Genomic DNA, 20549 nt, shown 5'->3' with positions numbered 1-20549 from the left:
GGCTAAGGGCAGGGACAAATAAATTGCCACCCGGACCGCCGCCAAAAATGACCGCCAAGACCAAGCCAAAGCCGCTGTTCCTCGGGATCGACACCGGCGGCACCTATACCGATGCCGTGTTGTGGTCTGAAACGGAAGGCCCGCAAGAGGGGCCGAACAAGGGCAAGGTGCTGGCCAAGGCCAAGGCGCTGACCACAAGGCATGATCTTGCCGTCGGCATTTCCGGCGCCGTCGATGCGGTGCTGCAGAAAGCCGGAACCGATCCGGCTGATATCAAGCTGGTGTCGATGTCGACGACGCTTGCCACCAACGCGCTTGTCGAGGGCCAGGGCGGCCGCGTCGCGCTGGTGATGATCGGCTTTTCCGAGGGCGACCTCGCCCGCGACGGGCTGAAGGCCGCGCTCGGCACCGATCCGGTGGTTTTTTGTCCGGGCGGTCACGATGTGCACGGCAATGCCGCCAGGCTCGACCTGTCTGGGCTGGAAGCGATGCTGCCGGAACTCGGCGCCTCGGTGTCCGGCTTTGCCGTCTGCGCCTATTTTGCCACCCGCAACCCGGCGCATGAGATCGCCGCCCGCGAGTTGATCCGCGAAAAGACGGGCCTGCCGGTCACATCGAGCCACGAGCTGTCGGCCAAGCTCGGCGGCCCGCGCCGGGCGCTGACCACTTTGCTCAACGCCAGGCTGATCTCGATGATCGACCGGCTGGTGGCGGCAACCGAAGGTTTTCTTGGAGAACGCAACATCGCGGCACCGCTGATGGTGGTGCGCGGCGATGGCGCGCTGGTTTCGGCGGCGTTCGCCCGCCAGCGGCCGATCGAGACCATCCTGTCCGGCCCGGCCGCCAGCCTGGTCGGCGCCCGCCACATGACCGGGCTCGACAATGCTGTGGTGTCCGACATCGGCGGCACCACCACCGACGTCGCCGTGCTCGATGGCGGCCGTCCCAGGCTCGATCCGGAAGGCGCCACCGTCGGCGGCTTCCGCACCATGGTCGAGGCCGTCGCCATGCGCACCTTCGGCCTCGGCGGCGATTCCGAAGTGGCGCTGGAAGATGGCGCGCTCAACCCGAAGATCCTGCTCGGGCCGCGCCGCCTGGTGCCGCTGGCGCTGGCCGGCATGGCGCATGGCAGCGCCGTCACATCGGAACTCGAGCGCCAGTTGCGGGCGCCCAATCCCGGCCGCATGGACGGCCGCTTCGCGGTGCGCACCGGCGTGCCGGATCGGCTCGCCGCCGGCCTGACCGGCGCCGAAGCCAAGCTCTACGAGCTGATTGGTGCCGTGCCGCTCGCCGTCGACAGGCTTTTGACCTCGAACGCGCAGAACGCGACGCTGAACCGGCTGGTGTCGCGCGGGCTGGTGCATGTCGCCGGCTTCACCCCGTCGGACGCTGCCCACGTGCTGGGCAAGCAGGCGAACTGGGATCCCATCGCCGCGCGCCTCGGCGCCGTACTGTTCGCCCGCAAGCGTGACGGCCGTGGCCAGAACATCGCCGCTTCGCCGGATGCGATTTCGGAACGGGTGCTGGTGACGCTGACGCGCTGGTCGGCCGAATATATCCTCGAAACCGCCTTTGCCGAGGACGGGCTCGATGGCGCGTCGACGGTGGCGCACGCCCTGGTGCAGCGCGCGGTCGACGCGCATCCCGGCATTGCCCGCCTGAGCGTTGCGCTCGACCGCCCCGTCATCGGCCTCGGCGCCTCGGCGCCGCTGCACTATGCCGGGCTGCCGCCGCTGATCGGCAATGACTGCGTGGTGCCCAGGGATACCGATGTCGCCAATGCGCTCGGCGCCGTCGTTGGCCAGGTCAGGGTTTCGGCCGAGGCGCGGGTCAGCCAGCCCACAGAAGGGCTGTTTCGTCTCGCCTCGGGCGAGACCGTACGCGATTTCCTCGACGAGGCGGCAGCGATCGCGGCGGCCGAGGCCGATGTCCGCGCCATCGTCGCGGAGCGTGCCAGGGATGCCGGCACCGACAGCGCCGAGATCGACGTCGCCACCGAATTCCGGGTCTCGACCGTCGAAGCCCAGCGCATGTTCATCGAGGCGCATGTCGTGGCCGTGGCCTCGGGAAGGCCGCGCATTGCGGTGTGATGCAGCCTTTGTGAAAACCTGCCGGCGCATTTGAACACATGCGCATGGCAGCCGTCAGATGGAAGATTTGGGCACAGTAAGTCGCTCGAATACTGCGTGTACCCGTATTCGACTGCCGTTCGGGTCGATGATTTGCATGACCAAAAGCAGCCGATTTTGATGAATCTTGAACGCTGCCGACAAGGCTCTGGCCTTAGCCCCCGCTGATGCCGAACCCGGCCAATTGCCGTTTCCGATCAAGGCCTGTTCCCCATTGATCGTTTTCTCCTTTAGATCGGCGGTCCACCCATTGCTCGCATCGACCTGCAGGCCGGGATCGCTGCGGATAACGACTCTGCAATCGGCACATTGGCCGCCGGTTGAGTAAACCTGCTGCCATGTGCCAATGAACTCGATATCGGCAGCGGCGGCAGGAGCAACGCCAGCGAATGCAAGAGCGAGTGAAACAAAAGTAAGCCAGGCAAATCTCAACATCGGCATACTCCAAAGGTGCCTGCTTTATTTGACAGGCAATGTATAAAGCCGGGTTTACTGGAATGAGAAAATTGACGCGATATGCGATTGGACATGGCAAGTTGTGCCCTGCGATGGCGCTCCTCTCTGGAGGACGAAGCGATGCAAATACGCCACCTTCACCCTAAGCTGAATTGACCCGGCAAACCTGACATGCCAAAGGCCCGCAAAGCCTTTCATCTGGAGTAGCCTGATGACCGACCGCATCGAGATCGCCGGATTGCGGATTGCCCGCGAGCTGCATGAGTTCGTGGCCAGGGAAGCGCTGCCGGGCACGGGGATCGAAGCGGACGCCTTCTGGAACGGTTTTTCGGCCATCGTCCATGATTTGGCGCCGAAGAACCGGGCGCTGCTGGCAAAGCGTGACGCCATCCAGGAACAGATAGACGGCTGGTATCGCGAGCATGGCGCACCGGTCGACATGGAGGCCTACAAGGGCTTCCTGAAAGAGATTGGCTATCTCGTTTCGGAAGGCGCGGCCTTCAGTGTCTCGACCGACAATGTCGACCCGGAAATCGCTGATGTTGCCGGACCGCAGCTGGTCGTGCCGGTGATGAATGCGCGCTATGCGCTCAACGCCGCCAATGCGCGCTGGGGTTCGCTCTACGACGCGCTCTACGGCACCGATGCCATCCCCGAAACGGATGGCGCCGAAAAGGGCAAGGGCTTCAATCCGGCGCGTGGCGCCAAGGTCGTTGCCTGGACGAAGACCTTTCTCGACGAGGCTGCCCCGCTCACCCTAGGCAAATGGGCCGGCGTCAATGGTCTGTCGCTGGCGCAAGGTGCCTTGCGGCTGAGCGCCGGCGCCGGCTCGACGACGCTGGCCGACCCCAGGCAATTCGTCGGCTATCGCGGCGATGCCGCCAATCCCGATGCGGTGCTGCTGGTGCGCAACGGCCTGCACATCGAGATCGTCATCGACCGCAACAACCAGATCGGCCGCACCGATCCGGCGGGGATCGCCGATGTCATCCTGGAATCGGCGCTGACCACCATCCAGGACTGCGAGGATTCGGTCGCCGCGGTGGATGCGCCAGACAAGGTCGTCGTCTACCGCAACTGGCTCGGCCTGATGAAGGGCGATTTGGCGGAAGAGATCACCAAGGGCGGCAAGAGCTTTGTCCGCAAGCTCAATCCTGACCGCTCCTACACGACGCCCGCCGGCGGCACGCTGACCGTGCCCGGCCGCTCGCTGATGCTGGTCAGGAATGTCGGCCACCTGATGACCAACCCGGCGATCCTTGACCGCGACGGCAACAAGATTCCGGAAGGCATCTTGGATGCGGCGATGACGGCGCTGATCGCGCTGCACGATGTAGGGCCAAACGGCCGCCGCGCCAATTCCCGCGCGGGCTCGATGTATGTCGTGAAACCCAAGATGCATGGGCCCGACGAAGTCGCTTTCGCCGTCGAGATATTCGACCGCGTCGAAGCACTGCTCGGCATGGCCAGAAGTACCATCAAGATGGGCATCATGGACGAGGAGCGGCGCACCACCGTCAACCTCAAGGAGGCGATCCGCGCCGCAAAAGAGCGCGTCGTGTTCATCAACACCGGCTTCCTCGACCGCACCGGCGACGAGATCCACACCTCGATGGAAGCCGGCCCGATGATCCGCAAGGGCGACATGAAGCAGGCCGCCTGGATTTCCGCCTACGAGGCGTGGAATGTCGACATCGGGCTGGAATGCGGCTTGGCCGGCCACGCCCAGATCGGCAAGGGCATGTGGGCGATGCCCGATCTGATGGCGGCGATGCTGGAACAGAAGATCGCCCACCCCAGGGCCGGCGCCAACACCGCCTGGGTGCCGTCGCCGACGGCGGCGACGCTGCATGCCACGCACTATCACAAGGTCGATGTCCACGCCGTGCAGGCGGCGCTGAAGAACCGGCCCAAGGCGAATCTCGACGACATCCTGTCGGTGCCCGTCGCCGTGCGGCCGAACTGGTCGCCCGAAGACGTCCAGAAGGAACTCGACAACAACGCGCAGGGCATTCTTGGCTATGTCGTCCGCTGGATCGACCAGGGCGTCGGCTGCTCGAAAGTGCCTGACATCAACGATGTCGGCCTGATGGAAGACCGCGCCACGCTGCGTATTTCCTCACAGCACATCGCCAACTGGCTACACCACAGCGTGTGCAGCGAGGACCAGGTGATGGCGACGATGAAGCGCATGGCTGACATCGTGGACCGCCAGAACGCGGGCGACCCGCTTTACCAGCCGATGGCGGCTGACTTTGACAAGTCGATAGCCTTCCTCGCCGCCTGCGACCTGGTCTTCAAGGGCCGCGTCCAGCCCAACGGTTACACCGAGCCGGTGCTGCACGCGCGGCGGCTGGAACTGAAGGCGCAGCAGAGCTGAATAGGCCAGTGTCGTGTATGGGCGGCGGGTTTTCGGCCTGCTTTCTCCGGGGTGAGGCGTCAGGGAGCTGTATGGTCCAGGAGCCGGATGGTGGGATCGCGACGGTGTTCGGAGTTGACCCGATCGACGCCTTCCACCGTAATCGCAATCGTCCCGTTTTCCACTCTTGCTATCCAGCCCTTCGCTTTCAGATACCAGAGATGAAACTCGAGATGCTCTCGCGGACAGTCTGACAGACGTTCGAGCTCCACATCTCCGATCCCGGGATTGCCGACGTCGTGCCGGCGCTTCGCGTAAAGCAGCGACAGCAGCCTGGCCTGGATCACGACGTCACGCTCGATGCCTTTGGTGTTGCTAGCTTCCTCGGTCAATTCACGGCGAAGGCCGGCATGGTCCCTGTACGCGATGTCGTATTGTGCGCGTTTGACCGGATCCTTGAGCGTATTGTGGGCTTCCACGATTTCACTGAAACGGGCTTCATCGCCGGTTTCGCGATTGTCTGGATGATAGCGCATCGCAAAATAGCGAAATATGCGCTCCAGCGTTTCCGAATTGGCGTTCGGGCTGACTTCCAAAACTTCGTAATAATCAATGAACATAGCTCGCTCCCCGACCACACCATATTCGCATTGTCTAAATAAGGAATGTCAATGCGGGGGCCAGGACCTTGGTCCGACGCCGATGACATCCACGCTTTCTGGAAGAGGAAGAAAATGGCCGGCGTCCGGTCGGTGGGGGCCGTTGGGTGGTAAGGACGCCGGCCAAGCGGACAATCAGGTCCGCCGCATCGTGGAGATGATCGATTCGCGGAGGCCGGGTTATGGCGTGATCGCGGAATGCAATGTGGCGAGGCCGGCTTGTCGGCGGACCTACGCCGCCTGCGCCATCCGCTCCGAGCTCATGCGGTAGGAGATCGCTTCGGCCAGATGGATTCGGCCGACGGTTTCGCTTGCGTCGAGATCAGCGAGCGTTCGCGCCACCTTCAGCACGCGATGATAGGCCCGCGCCGAAAAGGCGAGCTTTTCGCTGGCGTCCTTGAGCAGCGACAGGCCGGCGGCGTCCGGCATGGCGATCTCTTCGATGACCGAGGGCGCGCAATGCGCGTTGGTGGTGGCGCGGGTGGCGCCGAGCCGCTCGAAGCGCTCGCGCTGGATGGTGCGTGCGCGTGCCACGCGCAGCGCCACATCGGCGCTTTTCTCCGCCCGGTCGGGCCGGATCAGGTCGCTGGCCGAGACCGCCGGCACTTCGATCCTGAGATCGATGCGGTCGAGCAGCGGACCCGAAATGCGCGCCTGATAGTCGGTACGGCAACGCTCGCCGCGCAGGCAGCGATAGCCCGGCTCGCCGGCCATGCCGCAGCGGCACGGGTTCATCGCCGCCACCAGCTGGATGCGCGCCGGATAGGTGACGCGATGGTTGGCCCGCGCGATCATGCAGTCGCCGGTCTCCAACGGCTGGCGCAACGCATCAAGCGTCTGCGGCGTGAACTCGGGAAACTCGTCGAGGAACAGCACGCCGTGATGGGCCAGCGACACCTCGCCCGGCCGCGCGCGGATACCGCCGCCGACCATCGCCGCCATCGAGGCCGAGTGGTGCGGCGCGCGGAACGGCCGCCGGTCGGTCAGCTTACCTTCGCCGAGCTCTCCCGCCACCGAGGCGATCATCGAGACTTCCAGAAGCTCCTTCGGCGCCAGCGGCGGCAGGATCGACGGCAGCCGCTGCGCCAGCATCGATTTGCCGGATCCCGGGGGTCCGATCATGAGCAGATTATGCCCACCGGCGGCGGCCACTTCCAGCGCCCGCTTGGCGGTCTCCTGGCCCTTGATGTCGGCGAGGTCAGGCAAATCCAGAGCGGCGGCATGGATGCCGGCTTCCGGCCGCGACAGCACCTGCGTGCCGCGGAAATGGTTGGCGATGGCGATCAGGCTGCGCGGCGCCAGAATGTCGAATTCCTTGCCCGCCCAGGCCGCTTCCGGCCCGCACGCGAACGGGCAGATCAGGCCCTTGCCCTCGGCATTGGCGGCGATCGCCGCCGGCAAGGCGCCGGCGACCGCGGCAATCGTGCCGTCGAGCGACAATTCTCCAAGCACGACATAGCCGGCCAGCATGTCGCCCGGAATGGCGCCAAGGGCAGCCATCAGGCCAAGCGCGATCGGCAGGTCGTAATGACTGCCTTCCTTCGGCAGGTCGGCCGGTGCCAGATTGACCGTGACTTTCTTCGACGGCATCGACAGGCCGGAAGCATGCAGCGCGGCCTGCACCCGCTCGCGACTTTCGGCCACCGCCTTGTCGCCCAGGCCGACGATGTGCATGTTGACCTTGCCGGGCGCGATCATCACCTGCACGTCGACCGGCACGGCCTCGATGCCCTGGAAAGCGACCGTGCGAACCCGCGCCACCATCGTGCAACCCCAATTCAGGCTGGCCCCAGCCCCTGCGATCAGGCCAGGAATGGCCCGCCGGGAAGACAATCACACTTCCCCGGTCAAATCAAGAACATTACGGGAACGCATGACCGCTCGGGTTGCAGCGGAATTGAGCGCGGTTGCAAAAACGGAACATGGTTAAGACAAAATGAAAACGGCTTACCCGCGCTTTCCCTCAACCGCGTCCCAGAACAGGCTGGCGATGTCGGCGCCGCCGAAGCGTTTGACCTCGCGCACGCCGGTCGGCGAGGTCACGTTGATCTCGGTCATGTAGTCGCCGATCACGTCGATGCCGACCAGGATGAAGCCGCGCTCCTTCAGCGATGGGCCGATGCGGGCGCAGATCTCGCGTTCGCGCTCCGTCAGTTCGGTCTTTTCGGCGCGGCCGCCGACATGCATGTTGGAGCGGGAATCATGCTCGGCCGGCACCCGGTTGATGGCGCCGACTGGCTCGCCGTCGATCAGGATGATGCGCTTGTCGCCCTTGCGCACGTCCTTGAGATAGCGCTGCACGATGTAGGGTTCGCGGAACATCTGGCCGAACATTTCCAGCAGCGAGGCAAGGTTGCGGTCGCCCTCGAGCAGATGGAAGATGCCGGCGCCGCCATTGCCGTAGAGCGGCTTGACGATGATGTCGCCGAACTCCTTGCGGAAGGCGGCGACCTCCAGCGGATCCTTGGTGATCAGCGTGTCCGGCATCAGGTCGGCAAATTCGGTGACGAAGATCTTTTCCGGGCTGTTGCGCACCCAGGCCGGGTCGTTGACCACGAGCGTTTTCGGATGGATGCGCTCCAGGATGTGCGTGGTGGTGATGTAGTTCATGTCGAAGGGCGGATCCTGGCGCAGCAGGACCACATCCATCTCCGACAGGTCGGTGCGCACCTTCTCGCCCAGCGAATAGTGGCTGCCCTTCTCGTCGCGCACCTGCATTTCCTCGATGCGGGCAAACACCTTGCCGTCGCGCAACGACAGCCGATCCGGCGTGTAGTGGAACAGCTCATGGCCGCGCCGCTGCGCTTCCAGCGACAGCGCGAACGAGGTGTCGCCGGCGATCGACACTGTGGAGATGTGGTCCATCTGGACGGCGATTTTCAGCTTCATGGCGGGTCTCCGGCGGCTCGGATGGACGACTGTCTTGCCTGTACAGGCTCACTGCCCGTCTGCCAATCGCGACATTCCTAGGATTGGCATCCGACACCCGAATGCGCTGCTTTCATCGATCCTTCGAAACAGTCGCGGTTGCCCGTGGAAAATCGATTTCGCGATACGTTTCCTAAAGGGTTTGCTGCCAGTCTGAAAATAAATTCCGACGTCACAAAACAGGGACACCGATGCAAACTTCGTTTGGCACCGGTCAGGCAAACAGGGAGAGCACGGATCTGGCATTCACCGATCCGTTGACCGGGCTTGGCAACCATCGCCGCTTCTTCGACAAGGTCGATCGCCTGATCGCCGACCGTGCCGACGATCCCGCGCCCTTTACCGTCGGCATTCTCGACCTCGACGGCTTCAAGCCGATCAACGATCTGTTCGGCCACAAGGCCGGCGACGATATCCTGATCCAGGTGGCGATGCGGCTGCGCGCCTCGATGGACGGCCATTCCACGGTCTGCCGCATCGGTGCCGACGAATTCGCCTTTCTCTATCCCCTGGTGTTCAGCGAGGAGGCGGCGGCCGAAAAGTCGCGCATGCTGATCGAGATCCTGTCGGCGCCCTATGATGTCGGCGAACGCACCGCCAGGCTTTCGGCCTCGGTCGGCTGCTCGCTGTTCTATTCGGGCGACGAGACCACGGAAATCCTCATCAACAAGGCCGAGACGGCGCTCTACCACGCCAAGCGTTCCGGCCGTGGCCGCGTCGTCGTCTACACCCGTGAGATGGAAGAGGCGGCCAAGCGCGTCACCCGCATCGAACAGGCGCTGCGCCGGGCTGTCTCGGCCGGCGAGGTGGAGCCGCATTTCCAGCCCATCGTCGACCTTAACACGCGCCGCACCATCGGCTTCGAGACGCTGGCGCGCTGGACCGATCGCGACCTCGGTTCGGTGCCGCCGACCGTCTTCATTCCCATCGCCGAGGAGCGCGGCATCATCGGCCCGTTGTCGCAGTTGGTGCTGCGCAAGGCGACCGAAGCGGCCAGAAGCTGGCCGAAGGACCTGTTCCTGTCGTTCAACCTGTCGCCATCGCAGCTCGTCGACCAGAACACCGGCCTGCACATACTGGCGATCCTCGATCGCACCGGCTTCGATCCGCGCCGGCTGGAGATCGAGATCACCGAGACCGGCCTGATGAACGACCCGGCCTCTGCCGCGCAGATCGTCGAGGATCTGCGCCGCGTCGGCATCCGCGTCTCGCTCGACGATTTCGGCACCGGCCAGTCCTCGCTCGGCCGTCTGCGCGAATTCCATTTCGACAAGCTCAAGATCGATCGCGCCTTCGTCTCCTCCATTCTCGACGACCGTCCCTCGGAGCACATCATCCGCGCCATTCTCGCAATGTGCGAGGGGCTTGGCATGGACGTCGTCGCCGAAGGCATCGAGCAGGAAGCGCAGGCCGACCGCCTCGTCCAGTTCGGCTGCGCCGGCGGGCAGGGCTATCTGTTCGGCAAGCCGGTCGATGCCGACGCCACGCTCGGCTATCTCCGTGATTCCTTCCGTGGCGCCCTGCGCGCCAAGGCGATCTGACCGGCGATTCCCCGTAGTCCGTAATCCCGACAGTGCCGCCATGCGCATCCGGTGCGGCGCATTGTCGTTTTGTCTGACATAAGCCCAGAAATCCGGCGGTTCGCCCTTGCCCGCGCGCCTTGCGTGGCTAGGATGCGCGCCGATCACGCTACAGCGCCGCGCGTCCTTTCGGACGCGCAAAGGACGCTGTAGCAATTTACATTTTGCGCATGATCCCTTTCCGAAAATCCGATTTTGGGGGTCATGCGCTGGGAGACAGGAACGATGATGCCATCGGCGCATTTTGCCGACCTCGAAGGAGCCTCGGTGCTGATCACCGGCGGCGGTTCCGGAATTGGTGCTGCCCTGACCGAGGGCTTTGTGCGCCAGGGCGCCAATGTCGCCTTCATCGACATCGCCGACGGCCCAAGCACGGCCCTCGCCGACCGCATCGAGAAGACGTTCGGCAAGCGGCCGCTCTATCTCAAGACCGATTTGCGCGACGTCGAGGCCCTGCGGGCGTCCGCCGCGAAGGCCGCCGAGGCGCATGGCGATGTCACCGTGCTGGTCAACAATGCGGCCTGGGATGAACGCCACGCCGTCGAGGACGTGACGGTCGGGTTCTGGGACAACAATCAGGCGATCAATTTGCGGCCGCATTTCTTCACCGCGCAAGCGGTGGCGCCGGGCATGAAGCGGGCGGGCGGCGGCTCGATCATCAACTTCACCTCGACATCCTATCTGATCAACCACCCTGACATGCCGTCCTACACGGCCGCCAAGGCCGGTATCCTCGGCCTGACCAAGGGGCTGGCCGGCAAGCTCGGTGTCGACGGCATCCGCGTCAACGCCATTGCGCCCGGCTGGGTGATCACCGAGAGGCAGAAGGAGCTCTGGGTGACCGAACAGGGGCTTGCCGCCCATGTCGCCAAGCAATGCATCAAGCAGGTGATGCAGCCCGACGACATCGTCGGCACCGTGCTGTTCCTGGCCTCGGACGCCTCGCGCATGCTGACAGCGCAGATGCTGGTCGTCGATGGAGGTTTCCTGTGAACCCAGCCGGCAACGCACCGGCGGTCGCCGCCGTCGACTGGGGCACGACCCGCATGCGGGTCTGGCTGATAGACGGGCAAGGCAAGGTGCTTGCCGAACGCCGTGGCGACGATGGCCTGATCACGGCGCAGCAGAAGGGCTTTTCGACCATCCTCGAAGGGCATCTGGCGGCGATGGGAGCACCAGCGGCGCTGCCCGTCATCATCTGCGGCATGGCCGGATCCCGCCAGGGCTGGCTGGAAGCACCCTATGTCACCGTGCCGGCGCCGCTTAGCGCCATCCTTGCGGGTGCCGCCAGCGTGCCCGGCCAGAGCCACGACATCCGCATCGTTCCGGGCCTTGCCCAGCGACTGACTGACGCGCCCGACGTCATGCGCGGCGAGGAAACCCAGCTTGCCGGCGCTGGCTTGCCGGCCAAGGGACGCCAGCTGGTCTGTATGCCCGGCACCCATTCGAAATGGGTGCTGGTCGAGGACGGTACTGTCACCGGCTTCGGCACCTGGCCGACCGGCGAGCTGTTTTCCGTGCTTGCCGCGCATTCGATCCTGCGCCATTCGCTCGGCGAGCAACCCAAGCCGGTCACATCGGACAATCCGTTCTTCCGTCGCTGGTGCGAAACCGCATTGGCTGATGGTGGCGATGTCACCTCGCGGCTGTTTTCCATCCGCGCCGCCGGCCTGCTGCAGGATTTGAAAGCCGACGATGCCGCAGCCTGCCTGTCCGGCCTTCTGATCGGCGGCGAGATCGCCTCCGCCAGCCGTCGGCACGGCGCCGGTGCGGAACCCGTGGTGCTGGTCGCCTCCGGTGCGCTGGGAACGCTGTACAGCGAGGCACTCGGCCTTGCCGGCCTCGAGGTTCGGGCCGTCGACGCTGACGAGGCGGTGCGTGCAGGTCTCGTCGAGGCGGCGCGTGAGAACGACATGATCGCCAGAATTGGAGCAGCTCGATGAGCCAGACCGCACCGTTTCCAAAACTCAAGCGCGGCCTGGTTGCCATCCTTCGCGGGCTCAAGCCCACCGAAGCGATGGCCATGGGCCAGGCACTGTTCGACACCGGCATCGAGGCGATCGAAGTGCCGCTGAACTCACCGCAACCGTTCTCGTCGATCGCCCGCATCGTCCAAGTGCTGCCGAAAACGGCGCTGGTCGGTGCCGGCACGGTGCTGACGCCGGCCGATGTCGATGGCTTGCACCAGGCCGGAGGGCGGCTGCTGGTCAGTCCCAACATCGATGCCGAGGTGATGGCGCGCGCCATGCACTACGGCATGGTGACGATGCCCGGCGTGTTCACGCCGACCGAAGCTTTCCTGGCGATCAAGCTCGGCGCCTCGGCGCTGAAATTCTTCCCGGCGAGCGTGCTGGGTGCCGGCGGCATTTCCGCGATGCGCGCCGTGTTGCCGGCGCAGACATTGGTCGGCGCCGTCGGCGGCGTCTCCGAAAAAGATTTTGCCGGCTACAAGGCTGCCGGCGTGACCGCCTTTGGTCTGGGCTCCAGCCTGTTCAAACCTGGCATGAGCGTCGACGAGGTGGCCGCGCGTGCGCAAGCTGCCGTCGCGGCCTGGGATGCGGTGTTCGGAGAAGCAGGATGAGCGAAGCCATTGTTTCGGTTTTTTCCGATCACGTCTGCCAGCTCGGCGAGGGGCCGAGCTACGATCCCGCCACCGATACGCTCTACTGGTTCGACATCGTCAACAGCCAGCTTCTGGAAAAGCGGCTGTCAGGCGGCGCGACTACCGTCCATGAGCTTGGTCAAATGGCGAGCGCCATCGCCGTCGTCGACGACAAGCGCCAGCTGGTCGCCGCCGAGACCGGCCTTTATGTCCGCGATGTCGCGACCGGCAAACTGACGCTGCACACGCCCGTCGAGGCCGACAATCCGGTCACGCGCTCCAACGATTCCCGGGTCCATCCCTGCGGCGCCTTGTGGATGGGCACCATGGGCAAGGGTGAGGAAAAAGGCGCGGGTTCTATCTACTGGTTTTTCAAGGGCGAACTGCGCCGCCTGTTTTCGGACATCACCGTCTCCAATTCGATCTGTTTTACCGAGGATGGCGCGATCGCCTACTACACCGACACCTCGACCGGGCTGCTGATGCGCGTCGCCTGCGACCCGGCGACCGGTCTGCCTGCAGGTGAGCCAAAGCTGTTCGTCGATCACCGCTCGGCCAAGGGCTATATCGACGGGTCCGTACTCGACCGCGACGGCATCCTGTGGAACGCCGTCTGGGGCGGCAGCGTCATCGAAGCCTATGGACCCGACGGCAAGCTCGTCCGCACGGTCGCCATGCCGGTGACGCAGCCATCCTGCCCGGCCTTTGCCGGCGCCAAGGCCGATCGGCTGGCGGTCACCTCCGCCTGGTCGGGCAAGGATGAGAAGCAGCGTCTGCTGGATCTGCAGGGCGGCATGACCTTTCTGCTCGATATTCCCGTCAACGGCCGCTTCGAGCCGCGCGTGCTGATCGCCTGAGCGAACTGGATTCTGCGGTCGGACGGTGCGTTGTTACGCAACCGCCCGCGCCGTGTCGGTTTCGCGAGAGCCTGACGCCTCGACCATGCGATGGTAGGCAATCCTACTGCCGGAATCGTTCATCTCATGTCGAGCCGCAAGCCAAGACTGATCCTCGTCCATGAGCCGGAGAAGGCTTGTTTCGACCGTCTGGTCGCCGACGGTCATGCACCGCAGCGTGCCGCCGAAATCGCGTCCTATCTGGCGCAGTCGACCGATCTCGCTCCTGAATTCGAGGCGCTTGGCCGCGCCTGCCAGGCACGCGGCCTGTCGTTCACGCCGGTGGCGCTGGACGATGCCGCAAGCGTCTTGGCCGGTGAGCATCCCAGCACAACGCTGGTCTGGACGCTGACCGACGGCATTGCCTATTTTCGCGGCGGCGCGGCGCCCGCTCTGGCGCGACTGGGCGGTTTCAAGACAATCGGCGCAGATGATGCGCTGTTCGCGCTCTGCCAGGACAAGTTCCGGTCCGGCGCCGTGCTCGGCGCACTCGGCCTGCCGGTGCCGCAGGCTGGGCTTGCGCGCGACGGCCAATGGCTGGTCGAGCCGCCGGCCTCGCCCGCCGGCTGGTTCGTCAAGCCCAACCGGCTCGGCGCCAAGATCGGTATCTGGCCGGACTCGCGTGTGGCCGACCTCGACCATGCGCTGGAGCTCAGCAGGCGCGTCTTTTCGGCCTATCGCGACGATGTCGTCGTCCAGCCCTATGTCGCCGGCCGCAACGTGCGCGCCAGTTTCCTCGGCCTTGTGTCAGGCGCCGGGGTCGAAGCGCTTGGCGTGGCCTTTGTCGATTCAGGCGCCGATTTCCAGACCATGGCCGACAGCCTGGCGCTCTACGGCGACACTGGCGAGGCAGCGAAAGCGGCGGGACACTACGCCGAACCGGAACTCGTCGCGGTTGCCGACAGCCAGCCGGCCGCCGACGCCACGATACGTGCGATCGCCGGGCGGCTGATGAGCGGGCTCGGCCTGCGCGACGTGTTTTCCGTCGATCTCAGGGTCGAGGCCGACGATACCGTTCACCTCATCGAGTTCGAGGTCTGCCCCGGCTTGCCCTGCTTCGATTTTCGCGCCTATTGCCGCCAGCAATGGGGCCTCGAGCTGGCCGACGCCATGGCCGAGACAGCGGCGAGCCGGCTGATCGGCCCGCGCCGCAGCAACTAGCGCTCGTCGTGCCTTTGCCTGGCAGCGTTGCAGGCGCAGGCGCGTGCCTTGACGCTTCTCCCGCAGCTTCTAGCGCTTTGGTGGGCCCCTACAGAGATACCATAGCGGCCACGCGACAAGGACGAGCAGGATTATGATCAGTGCAGACCAATAAAGGAACGGGTCTTGGGCCCGATCTACGAGAAAGATCCCCCGGCCATGCTGCAGTGAAATGGCTTTCCCCGTCCAAGGCCGGCTGCCACGCCGGTACCGCCAACAAGCATCTGTGCGATGAAAAGGCCCTTGCCGATCGGTGAATATCGATTACTTCCGGCCATGTAGGCGCCCCCTCTGTAAGCGCCTACAGCGTACCTCTGGAGGTCCAATACTTCCAGCGAGTTTAGCCCCAGGGCATTCGCTCGACCGCCTGCAAGGACGGATCCATCTTGTCCCAGGCATGGCCGTGGCTCGTGTAGGTCACCATCTGCGGGCTGAACTGTTCCGGATCGTCGAGGCTGGCCGCATGGACCACTATCAGCTCGGGCATGGCGACGGGTATCAGAAAGACCGGCGTTCCGCAGGTTGGACAGAAGGTGTGGATTTTTTCGTTGCCGCTGGCGCCCGCCACGCGCCAGGTGCTCACCTCCCCGGTGATGGCCATATCGGCACGTTGGCCGAAGGTCAGGTAGGATCCGTGGCCGGTGCCTGAGCGCTTCTGGCAATCGCTGCACTGGCAGTGGTTCTGGAAGATCGGCTCGTCATTGGTTTCGTAACGGATCGCGCCGCATGCGCAGCCGCCGGTATAGCGCTTGGTCATTGTCATTCTCCACGGGCCTGATTCTGCTTGAGGTCGCAACATCAAGCCAATTTCGGCTTGGCGAAAATGTCGATGCCGCTGCCGGTTTCGAGGAAGGATTTCAGGCTCGACAGCACCGCCGGCCAGCCCTGGCTGACGCCCTTCGCCATGCCGCTGCCGGCTTCGAGCTCGTCATGGCTGACGGTCAGCCGCACCATGGTGTCGTATTCCTCGATGGCGAACGTCACCCGGCTGGCTTTCGACGGATCGTCGGCCTGCGAAGCGTTCGCCCAGGTGATGACGAGGCGGGTCGGCGGCGAAATCTCGACGACATTGCCGACGAGTTCGACGGTCCGTTCGTCATTGGCGCGGATATGCTCCCATTTCGAGCCCGGCATCCATTCCGAGACGTTCTCGTGGCCCCAGTAGCGCTTTGCGACATCGGGCTTGATTATGGCCTCGAACACCTTCTGCGGCGTCGAGCGGATATAGGTCACGTAGACAAAGCTGGTCGTTTCCCTGGTCATTGGTCTTCTCCTTCGAGTTCTTGCTTCAGGTCGTGCAGCAGGCTGAGCCGCTGCCGTTCGAATTTCCGTACCCAGCGCTGGTAGACTTCGTGCAGCGGCACGGGATTGATGAAATGCAGCTTTTCGCGGCCGCGCTTGACCGTGCTCACCAGATTGGCCGCCTCCAGCAGGTCGAGGTGCTGGGTGGCGGATTGCCTGGCCATGTCCAGATGGTCGCAAAGCTGACCGAGCGTCTGCCCGTTCTGCTCGCACAGAAGGTCAAGCAGCCTTCTGCGTGTCGGGTCGCCCAGCGCTTTGAAAACCTTGTCGGCGTCCATCTGCCTCACTCTGTTGTAAGTCACAATATGCAGGTAAATACCTGCATGTCAACCGGCAATCCGACCCGCGTTGAATGACCGCTCGTCGGCACGGCTCCGCACCCGGCAACTGCGCCAGGCAGATCACCGTGAAATCGCGGAGCAAAGATATGTAAATGAGCCTGCGGGGCTTCAAACGCCGCCAGGCTTTATCCGATTTTGAGCAATGATCTCCGGCGAAAACCGGAATGACTTCTTCGGAACTATGCTTGCAAGGACCTCAGGCGCCCTCGACCAGGACGATCTCGCCGTCGGCGACCTTCTGGCGGATGGCGACGGCGCGCTGGTATTCCGGCGAGTGGTAGCAATCATGCGCCGCAGCGAGCGATTCGAACTCGATGATGACATTGCGTGCGCGGCCGGGTCCTTCGGCCTTTTCATGCTCACCGCCGCGCGCCAGGAATTTCGCACCGAAGCGCTCAAAGGCAGGCTTGGCGGCGGCGACATAGTCCTTGTAGCCTTCCGCGTCGCGCACATCGACACGGGCGATCCAGTATCCCTTGGGCATCTTCTTGGTCTCCGAACTTGTTCTTGGAAATCTCAGGCCGAGCGCATCTCGTCGAGGATGGCTTCGGCCGCTTCCCGTTTGTTGGCCGCCGCCACGATCGGACGGCCGACGACGAGGTGGCTGGCGCCGTTGCGGATCGCTTGGCCCGGCGTCACCACGCGCTTCTGGTCGCCATGATCGCTGCCCGCCGGCCGGATGCCGGGCGTCACCACCGCCATGTCGGGTCCGACGATGCGGCGCACCGCCTCGGCCTCCGCGGCCGAGCAGACGATGCCGCCCATGCCGGCATGCAGCGCCTGTTCCGAGCGCCTGAGCACCAGCGTATGCGGGTCGTACTCGTAACCGACATCGATCATGTCCTGCTCGTCCATCGAGGTCAGCACGCTGACGGCAAGCAGGCAAAGGTCGCTGCCTCTGGCCGCCTCTACGGCGGCCTGCATAGCCTTCGGGTAGGCGTGGATGGTCAGCATGGTCATACCCATCTTGACGATGTTCTCGACGCCCTTGGCCACCGTGTGGTCGATGTCGAGCAGCTTCATGTCGAGGAAGACCTTGGTGCCGCCGCTGGCCAGTTCCCTGGCGAAATCGAGCCCGCCGGCGAAGGCAAGCTGGTAGCCGATCTTGTAGAAGGAGACGACGCCGTCGAGTTCGCGCACCGCCTGCTCGGCTTCTCTCACTGTCGGCACGTCGAGGCCGACGATCAGCCTTTCCTGCATGGATTGGGCCCGCAAGGTGCTGGCAATCATGTCTCTATCCGGGTGGACAGCATGCGCGAGGTTTCGATCAGCGTGCGGCATAGATGCTCCATCGATGTGTACAGTCTTTCGTCACGGAAATTGCCGTCCTCGTCGAAGGCGCTGCCACCCTCGGGCACCGAGCATTCCGGCGTCACCACCTCCATCCGGCAACGTACCAACACGGCGCGCAGATGGTTGATGCAGCGGATGCCGGCAAAGTGCCCGCTGGAGGACGAACAGAGGCCAACGACCTTGCCGGCAAGTGGCCTCACCGGCCGCCCGCCATCCCTGCGCACCCGGCTCACCCAGTCGATCGTGTTCTTGAGCAGCGGCGGAATGGAGCCGTTATATTCGGGCGTGGCGATCAGCAGCCCGTCATGGGCGATCACCAGACGGCCGAGTTTCTGGGCGTTTTCGGGAACACCCTTTTCCTTTTCCAGATCCTCGTCCAGGATCGGCAAGGGATAGTCGGCGAGCGAGATGCGGGTCACCTCGGCGCCTTGCATGGCAAGTTCCTTCTGCGCCACGTCGGCCGTCCTGCCGCTATAGGCGCCGCTGCGCACCGAGCCGGCGAAGACGAGGATTTTCGGGATCACTGCCATTGGCCACCCTTGTTCCCGGACAGGTACAGCCAAGGACCGAGCAAATCAACGCCAACTTCGTCATCCCTGGGCGAAGCAGGAGCGAAGCTCCGTCGTGGAGACCCTGGAATCCATTCCGTGACAGCTATCCAGGAGTGCAGCGGAACAGAATTCTGCGCCGTAGCGGCGCTCGGAAGTCGCGGCATGGATCCTCGGGTCTGCGCTGCGTCGCTACGCTCCTTGCTCCGCCCGTGGATGACGAAGCGAGGGACGTTCCCGCCATTGCCAAGGTATGCGGTGAGCACTGGCGATCCGCGAACAACCCCGCGCCGACAAATTAATGCGCTTCGCGGCGGTAGATCCACAGCTGGGTCGGCGGGATGTTGCGAAGGATGAAATCGAAATGCTTGACCGTATAATTGCCACGGCCGGCCGGAATCGGCGACATCGGGCCGTAGGTCAGCTGCACGATCGGCCGTCCGGCCGGGATGCGGTCGAGCAGGCTCTCGATATAGGCAATGCGCTGGGCGACTGGGAAGTTGAGCAGCGGCACGCCGGAAACGACGGAATCGAAGATCATCCCGCTCTTGTCGCCAAGCGTGGCGTTGAGATTGAAGGCATCGCCCTCGATGACGTTGACGCCGGGATAGAGCCGCCGCAGATGACGGACGAAATCCGCGGAATACTCGACCGCGTAGAGGTTTTCGGGCCGCACGCCCTGAGCGAGGATGGCGCGGGTGATGACGCCGGTACCGGGGCCGACCTCAAGCACCGGCAGGCCGGATTTAGGATTGACGATCGAGGCCATTTTGCGCGCGGTGACCGAACTGGTGGGCACGATCGAACCAACCGCCTTCGGCTTGTCGATCCAGCCCTTGAAGAATTTGAGTTCGTCGTCGAACTTTTCGACAAGCGCCTTCCGCAGTCCAGGGCCACGTGTCATGCAAGCTCTCCTCAGCGCTCCCCGCAAAGTTACTTAGCACCTGAGCGGTGCTAGGCAAGGCGCGGCCGGACGCATGTCGTGGATAAGATAATTTTCGTCGCGTCTCAAGGGGTGACGCGATTCAAGGATTTACGCGTTGCAAATCGGCTTAGGCTGGCCAAAGTGCATCAACGTTCGCCGAAGGACTCGAAAAAATCCTTCATGCGGGCAAAAAAGCCGCTCGATTGGGGCGAATTGTCCTGCGAGGAGAGCTGTTCGAACTCCTCCAGCAGCTCACGCTGGCGGCGGGTCAGGTTCTGCGGCGTCTCGACCGCGGTCTGGATGTAGAGGTCGCCGACATTGGGCTGACGCAGCACAGGCATGCCCTTGCCCTTGAGACGGAACTGGCGCCCGTTCTGCGTGCCCTCGGTCACCTTGACCTTTGTCTGCGTGCCGTCCAGCGTCGTCACCTCGAAGGAGCCGCCAAGGGCTGCCGTCGTCATCGAGATCGGCACCTTGCAATACAGGTCGGCGCCGTCGCGTTGGAAGAACTCGTGCGGTTTGACCGCCAGGAAAATATAGAGGTCGCCCGATGGCCCGCCGCGCAGGCCGGCTTCGCCCTCATTGGCAAGGCGGATGCGGGTGCCGTCCTCGATGCCGGCCGGGATGTTGACCGACAGCGAACGCTCCTCGGTGACGCGGCCCTGGCCGGCGCATTTCGGGCACGGATCCTTGATCGTCTGGCCGCGGCCCTGGCATTGCGGGCAGGTCCGTTCGATCGAGAAGAAACCTTGCGTGGCGCGCACCTTACCGTGGCCGTTGCACATCGAGCAGGTGACGGGCTGGGTGCCGGGCTTGGCGCCGCTGCCCGAACATTCAGAGCAGGAGATCGACGCCGGCACCCGGATCTGCGCGGTCTTGCCGGCAAAAGCCTCTTCCAGGGTGATTTCCATGTTGTAGCGCAGGTCGGCGCCGCGTTCGCGGCCGCCCGACGAACGGCGCTGGCGCCCGCCCATCATGTCGCCGAAAATGTCCTCGAAGATATCGGCGAAACCGCCGGCGCCAAAACCTTGCGCGCCGCCATTCATGCCGCCCTGTTCGAAGGCGGCGTGGCCAAAGCGGTCGTAGGCCGCGCGCTTCTGCGGGTCTTTCAGCGTCTCGTAGGCTTCGTTGATTTCCTTGAACTTGTGCTCGCAGGAATGATCGCCGGGGTTGCGATCGGGATGGAACTGCATGGCAAGCTTGCGGAAAGCGCTCTTGAGCTCCTTCTCGTCGGCGCCTTTTTGGACGCCCAGCGTCTCGTAGAAATCAGCTTTCATTTTTTCCCGCTGTCCGGATGCTCAACGTCTTGAAGCATTGTTGCGTCTCTTGCC

General features: G+C 64.1%; 20 protein-coding genes. 8 read left to right on the top strand and 12 right to left on the bottom strand.

What is annotated here, in order from left to right; genetic code table 11:
* Window positions 1–47 precede the first annotated feature (47 nt).
* A complete protein-coding gene (locus AC0L2U_RS15145) occupies window positions 48–2090 on the top strand; it encodes a hydantoinase/oxoprolinase N-terminal domain-containing protein (RefSeq protein WP_473602125.1) in 2043 nt (680 codons plus the stop codon).
* A gap of 54 nt (window positions 2091–2144) precedes the next feature.
* Here the strand turns inward: AC0L2U_RS15145 and AC0L2U_RS15140 are convergent, their stop codons facing one another.
* Window positions 2145–2564: a hypothetical protein gene (locus tag AC0L2U_RS15140; protein WP_128288954.1), complete on the bottom strand. Its 420-nt coding sequence runs from the start codon at window positions 2562–2564 to the stop codon at window positions 2145–2147.
* 232 nt (window positions 2565–2796) lie between these two features.
* Between AC0L2U_RS15140 and AC0L2U_RS15135 the strand changes: the two genes are divergently transcribed.
* Complete coding sequence (locus AC0L2U_RS15135) at window positions 2797–4965, top strand: malate synthase G (RefSeq protein WP_473602124.1); 2169 nt, start codon at window positions 2797–2799, stop codon at window positions 4963–4965.
* Between the two features lie 59 nt (window positions 4966–5024).
* Here AC0L2U_RS15135 and AC0L2U_RS15130 read toward each other — a convergent pair whose 3' ends face one another.
* From AC0L2U_RS15130 to gshB, 3 genes are all read right to left on the bottom strand, one after another.
* Entirely contained in the window at window positions 5025–5564 is a 540-nt protein-coding gene (locus AC0L2U_RS15130) for a J domain-containing protein (protein ID WP_127318999.1), read from the bottom strand.
* Between the two features lie 270 nt (window positions 5565–5834).
* Window positions 5835–7367 (bottom strand): YifB family Mg chelatase-like AAA ATPase, encoded by a 1533-nt coding sequence (locus tag AC0L2U_RS15125; RefSeq protein WP_127811287.1) that lies wholly within the window; start codon window positions 7365–7367, stop codon window positions 5835–5837.
* A 183-nt stretch (window positions 7368–7550) separates the two neighbouring features.
* On the bottom strand, window positions 7551–8492 hold the full coding sequence (gene gshB, locus AC0L2U_RS15120) for a glutathione synthase (protein WP_127808436.1): 942 nt from the start codon (window positions 8490–8492) through the stop codon (window positions 7551–7553).
* 230 nt (window positions 8493–8722) lie between these two features.
* Here gshB and AC0L2U_RS15115 point away from each other — a divergent pair, with 230 nt between their 5' ends.
* The 6 genes from AC0L2U_RS15115 to AC0L2U_RS15090 all read left to right on the top strand — a co-directional run bounded on the left by AC0L2U_RS15115 (window position 8723) and on the right by AC0L2U_RS15090 (window position 14770).
* Complete coding sequence (locus tag AC0L2U_RS15115) at window positions 8723–10072, top strand: putative bifunctional diguanylate cyclase/phosphodiesterase (protein ID WP_292658899.1); 1350 nt, start codon at window positions 8723–8725, stop codon at window positions 10070–10072.
* A gap of 264 nt (window positions 10073–10336) precedes the next feature.
* Window positions 10337–11104, top strand: a complete 768-nt coding sequence (locus AC0L2U_RS15110) for an SDR family NAD(P)-dependent oxidoreductase (RefSeq protein ID WP_473602123.1) — start codon at window positions 10337–10339, stop codon at window positions 11102–11104.
* The gene (locus tag AC0L2U_RS15105; RefSeq protein WP_127808435.1) at window positions 11101–12054 is read left to right on the top strand and encodes a 2-dehydro-3-deoxygalactonokinase; all 954 of its coding nucleotides are present in this window, start codon (window positions 11101–11103) and stop codon (window positions 12052–12054) included. The genes AC0L2U_RS15110 and AC0L2U_RS15105 overlap by 4 nt, the downstream gene beginning before the upstream one ends.
* Window positions 12051–12692, top strand: coding sequence for a 2-dehydro-3-deoxy-6-phosphogalactonate aldolase (locus AC0L2U_RS15100; protein WP_127808434.1), 642 nt, complete (start codon window positions 12051–12053; stop codon window positions 12690–12692). Before AC0L2U_RS15105 ends, AC0L2U_RS15100 begins: the two co-directional genes overlap by 4 nt.
* Window positions 12689–13570 carry an SMP-30/gluconolactonase/LRE family protein gene (locus AC0L2U_RS15095; RefSeq protein ID WP_128288894.1) on the top strand — a complete coding sequence of 294 codons (882 nt, stop codon included), beginning with the start codon at window positions 12689–12691 and terminating at the stop codon, window positions 13568–13570. The genes AC0L2U_RS15100 and AC0L2U_RS15095 overlap by 4 nt, the downstream gene beginning before the upstream one ends.
* A 126-nt stretch (window positions 13571–13696) precedes the next feature.
* On the top strand, window positions 13697–14770 hold the full coding sequence (locus AC0L2U_RS15090; protein ID WP_128288893.1) for a D-alanine--D-alanine ligase family protein: 1074 nt from the start codon (window positions 13697–13699) through the stop codon (window positions 14768–14770).
* Window positions 14771–15149: 379 nt separating this feature from the next.
* Here AC0L2U_RS15090 and AC0L2U_RS15085 read toward each other — a convergent pair whose 3' ends face one another.
* From AC0L2U_RS15085 to dnaJ, 8 genes are all read right to left on the bottom strand, one after another.
* On the bottom strand, window positions 15150–15566 hold the full coding sequence (locus tag AC0L2U_RS15085; RefSeq protein WP_127808431.1) for a GFA family protein: 417 nt from the start codon (window positions 15564–15566) through the stop codon (window positions 15150–15152).
* Window positions 15567–15607: 41 nt separating this feature from the next.
* Window positions 15608–16072 (bottom strand): SRPBCC family protein, encoded by a 465-nt coding sequence (locus AC0L2U_RS15080; protein WP_127808430.1) that lies wholly within the window; start codon window positions 16070–16072, stop codon window positions 15608–15610.
* The gene (locus AC0L2U_RS15075) at window positions 16069–16389 is read right to left on the bottom strand and encodes an ArsR/SmtB family transcription factor (protein ID WP_128288891.1); all 321 of its coding nucleotides are present in this window, start codon (window positions 16387–16389) and stop codon (window positions 16069–16071) included. Before AC0L2U_RS15075 ends, AC0L2U_RS15080 begins: the two co-directional genes overlap by 4 nt.
* Before the next feature lie 259 nt (window positions 16390–16648).
* Window positions 16649–16936, bottom strand: coding sequence for a DUF1330 domain-containing protein (locus AC0L2U_RS15070; RefSeq protein WP_023762651.1), 288 nt, complete (start codon window positions 16934–16936; stop codon window positions 16649–16651).
* Window positions 16937–16968: 32 nt separating this feature from the next.
* The gene (pyrF, locus tag AC0L2U_RS15065) at window positions 16969–17682 is read right to left on the bottom strand and encodes an orotidine-5'-phosphate decarboxylase (RefSeq protein WP_164895678.1); all 714 of its coding nucleotides are present in this window, start codon (window positions 17680–17682) and stop codon (window positions 16969–16971) included.
* Window positions 17679–18275, bottom strand: coding sequence for an NADPH-dependent FMN reductase (locus AC0L2U_RS15060; protein ID WP_127397001.1), 597 nt, complete (start codon window positions 18273–18275; stop codon window positions 17679–17681). Before AC0L2U_RS15060 ends, pyrF begins: the two co-directional genes overlap by 4 nt.
* A 316-nt stretch (window positions 18276–18591) precedes the next feature.
* Window positions 18592–19197: a phospholipid N-methyltransferase PmtA gene (gene pmtA, locus AC0L2U_RS15055; RefSeq protein ID WP_023810874.1), complete on the bottom strand. Its 606-nt coding sequence runs from the start codon at window positions 19195–19197 to the stop codon at window positions 18592–18594.
* Window positions 19198–19364: 167 nt separating this feature from the next.
* On the bottom strand, window positions 19365–20495 hold the full coding sequence (gene dnaJ / locus AC0L2U_RS15050) for a molecular chaperone DnaJ (RefSeq protein ID WP_013528587.1): 1131 nt from the start codon (window positions 20493–20495) through the stop codon (window positions 19365–19367).
* Window positions 20496–20549: the final 54 nt, after the last annotated feature.

This window comes from Mesorhizobium sp. WSM4808 (assembly GCF_055811675.1).
Note: the sequence above shows the minus strand (reverse complement) of the source record. Positions and strands in the feature narration are given on the sequence as shown.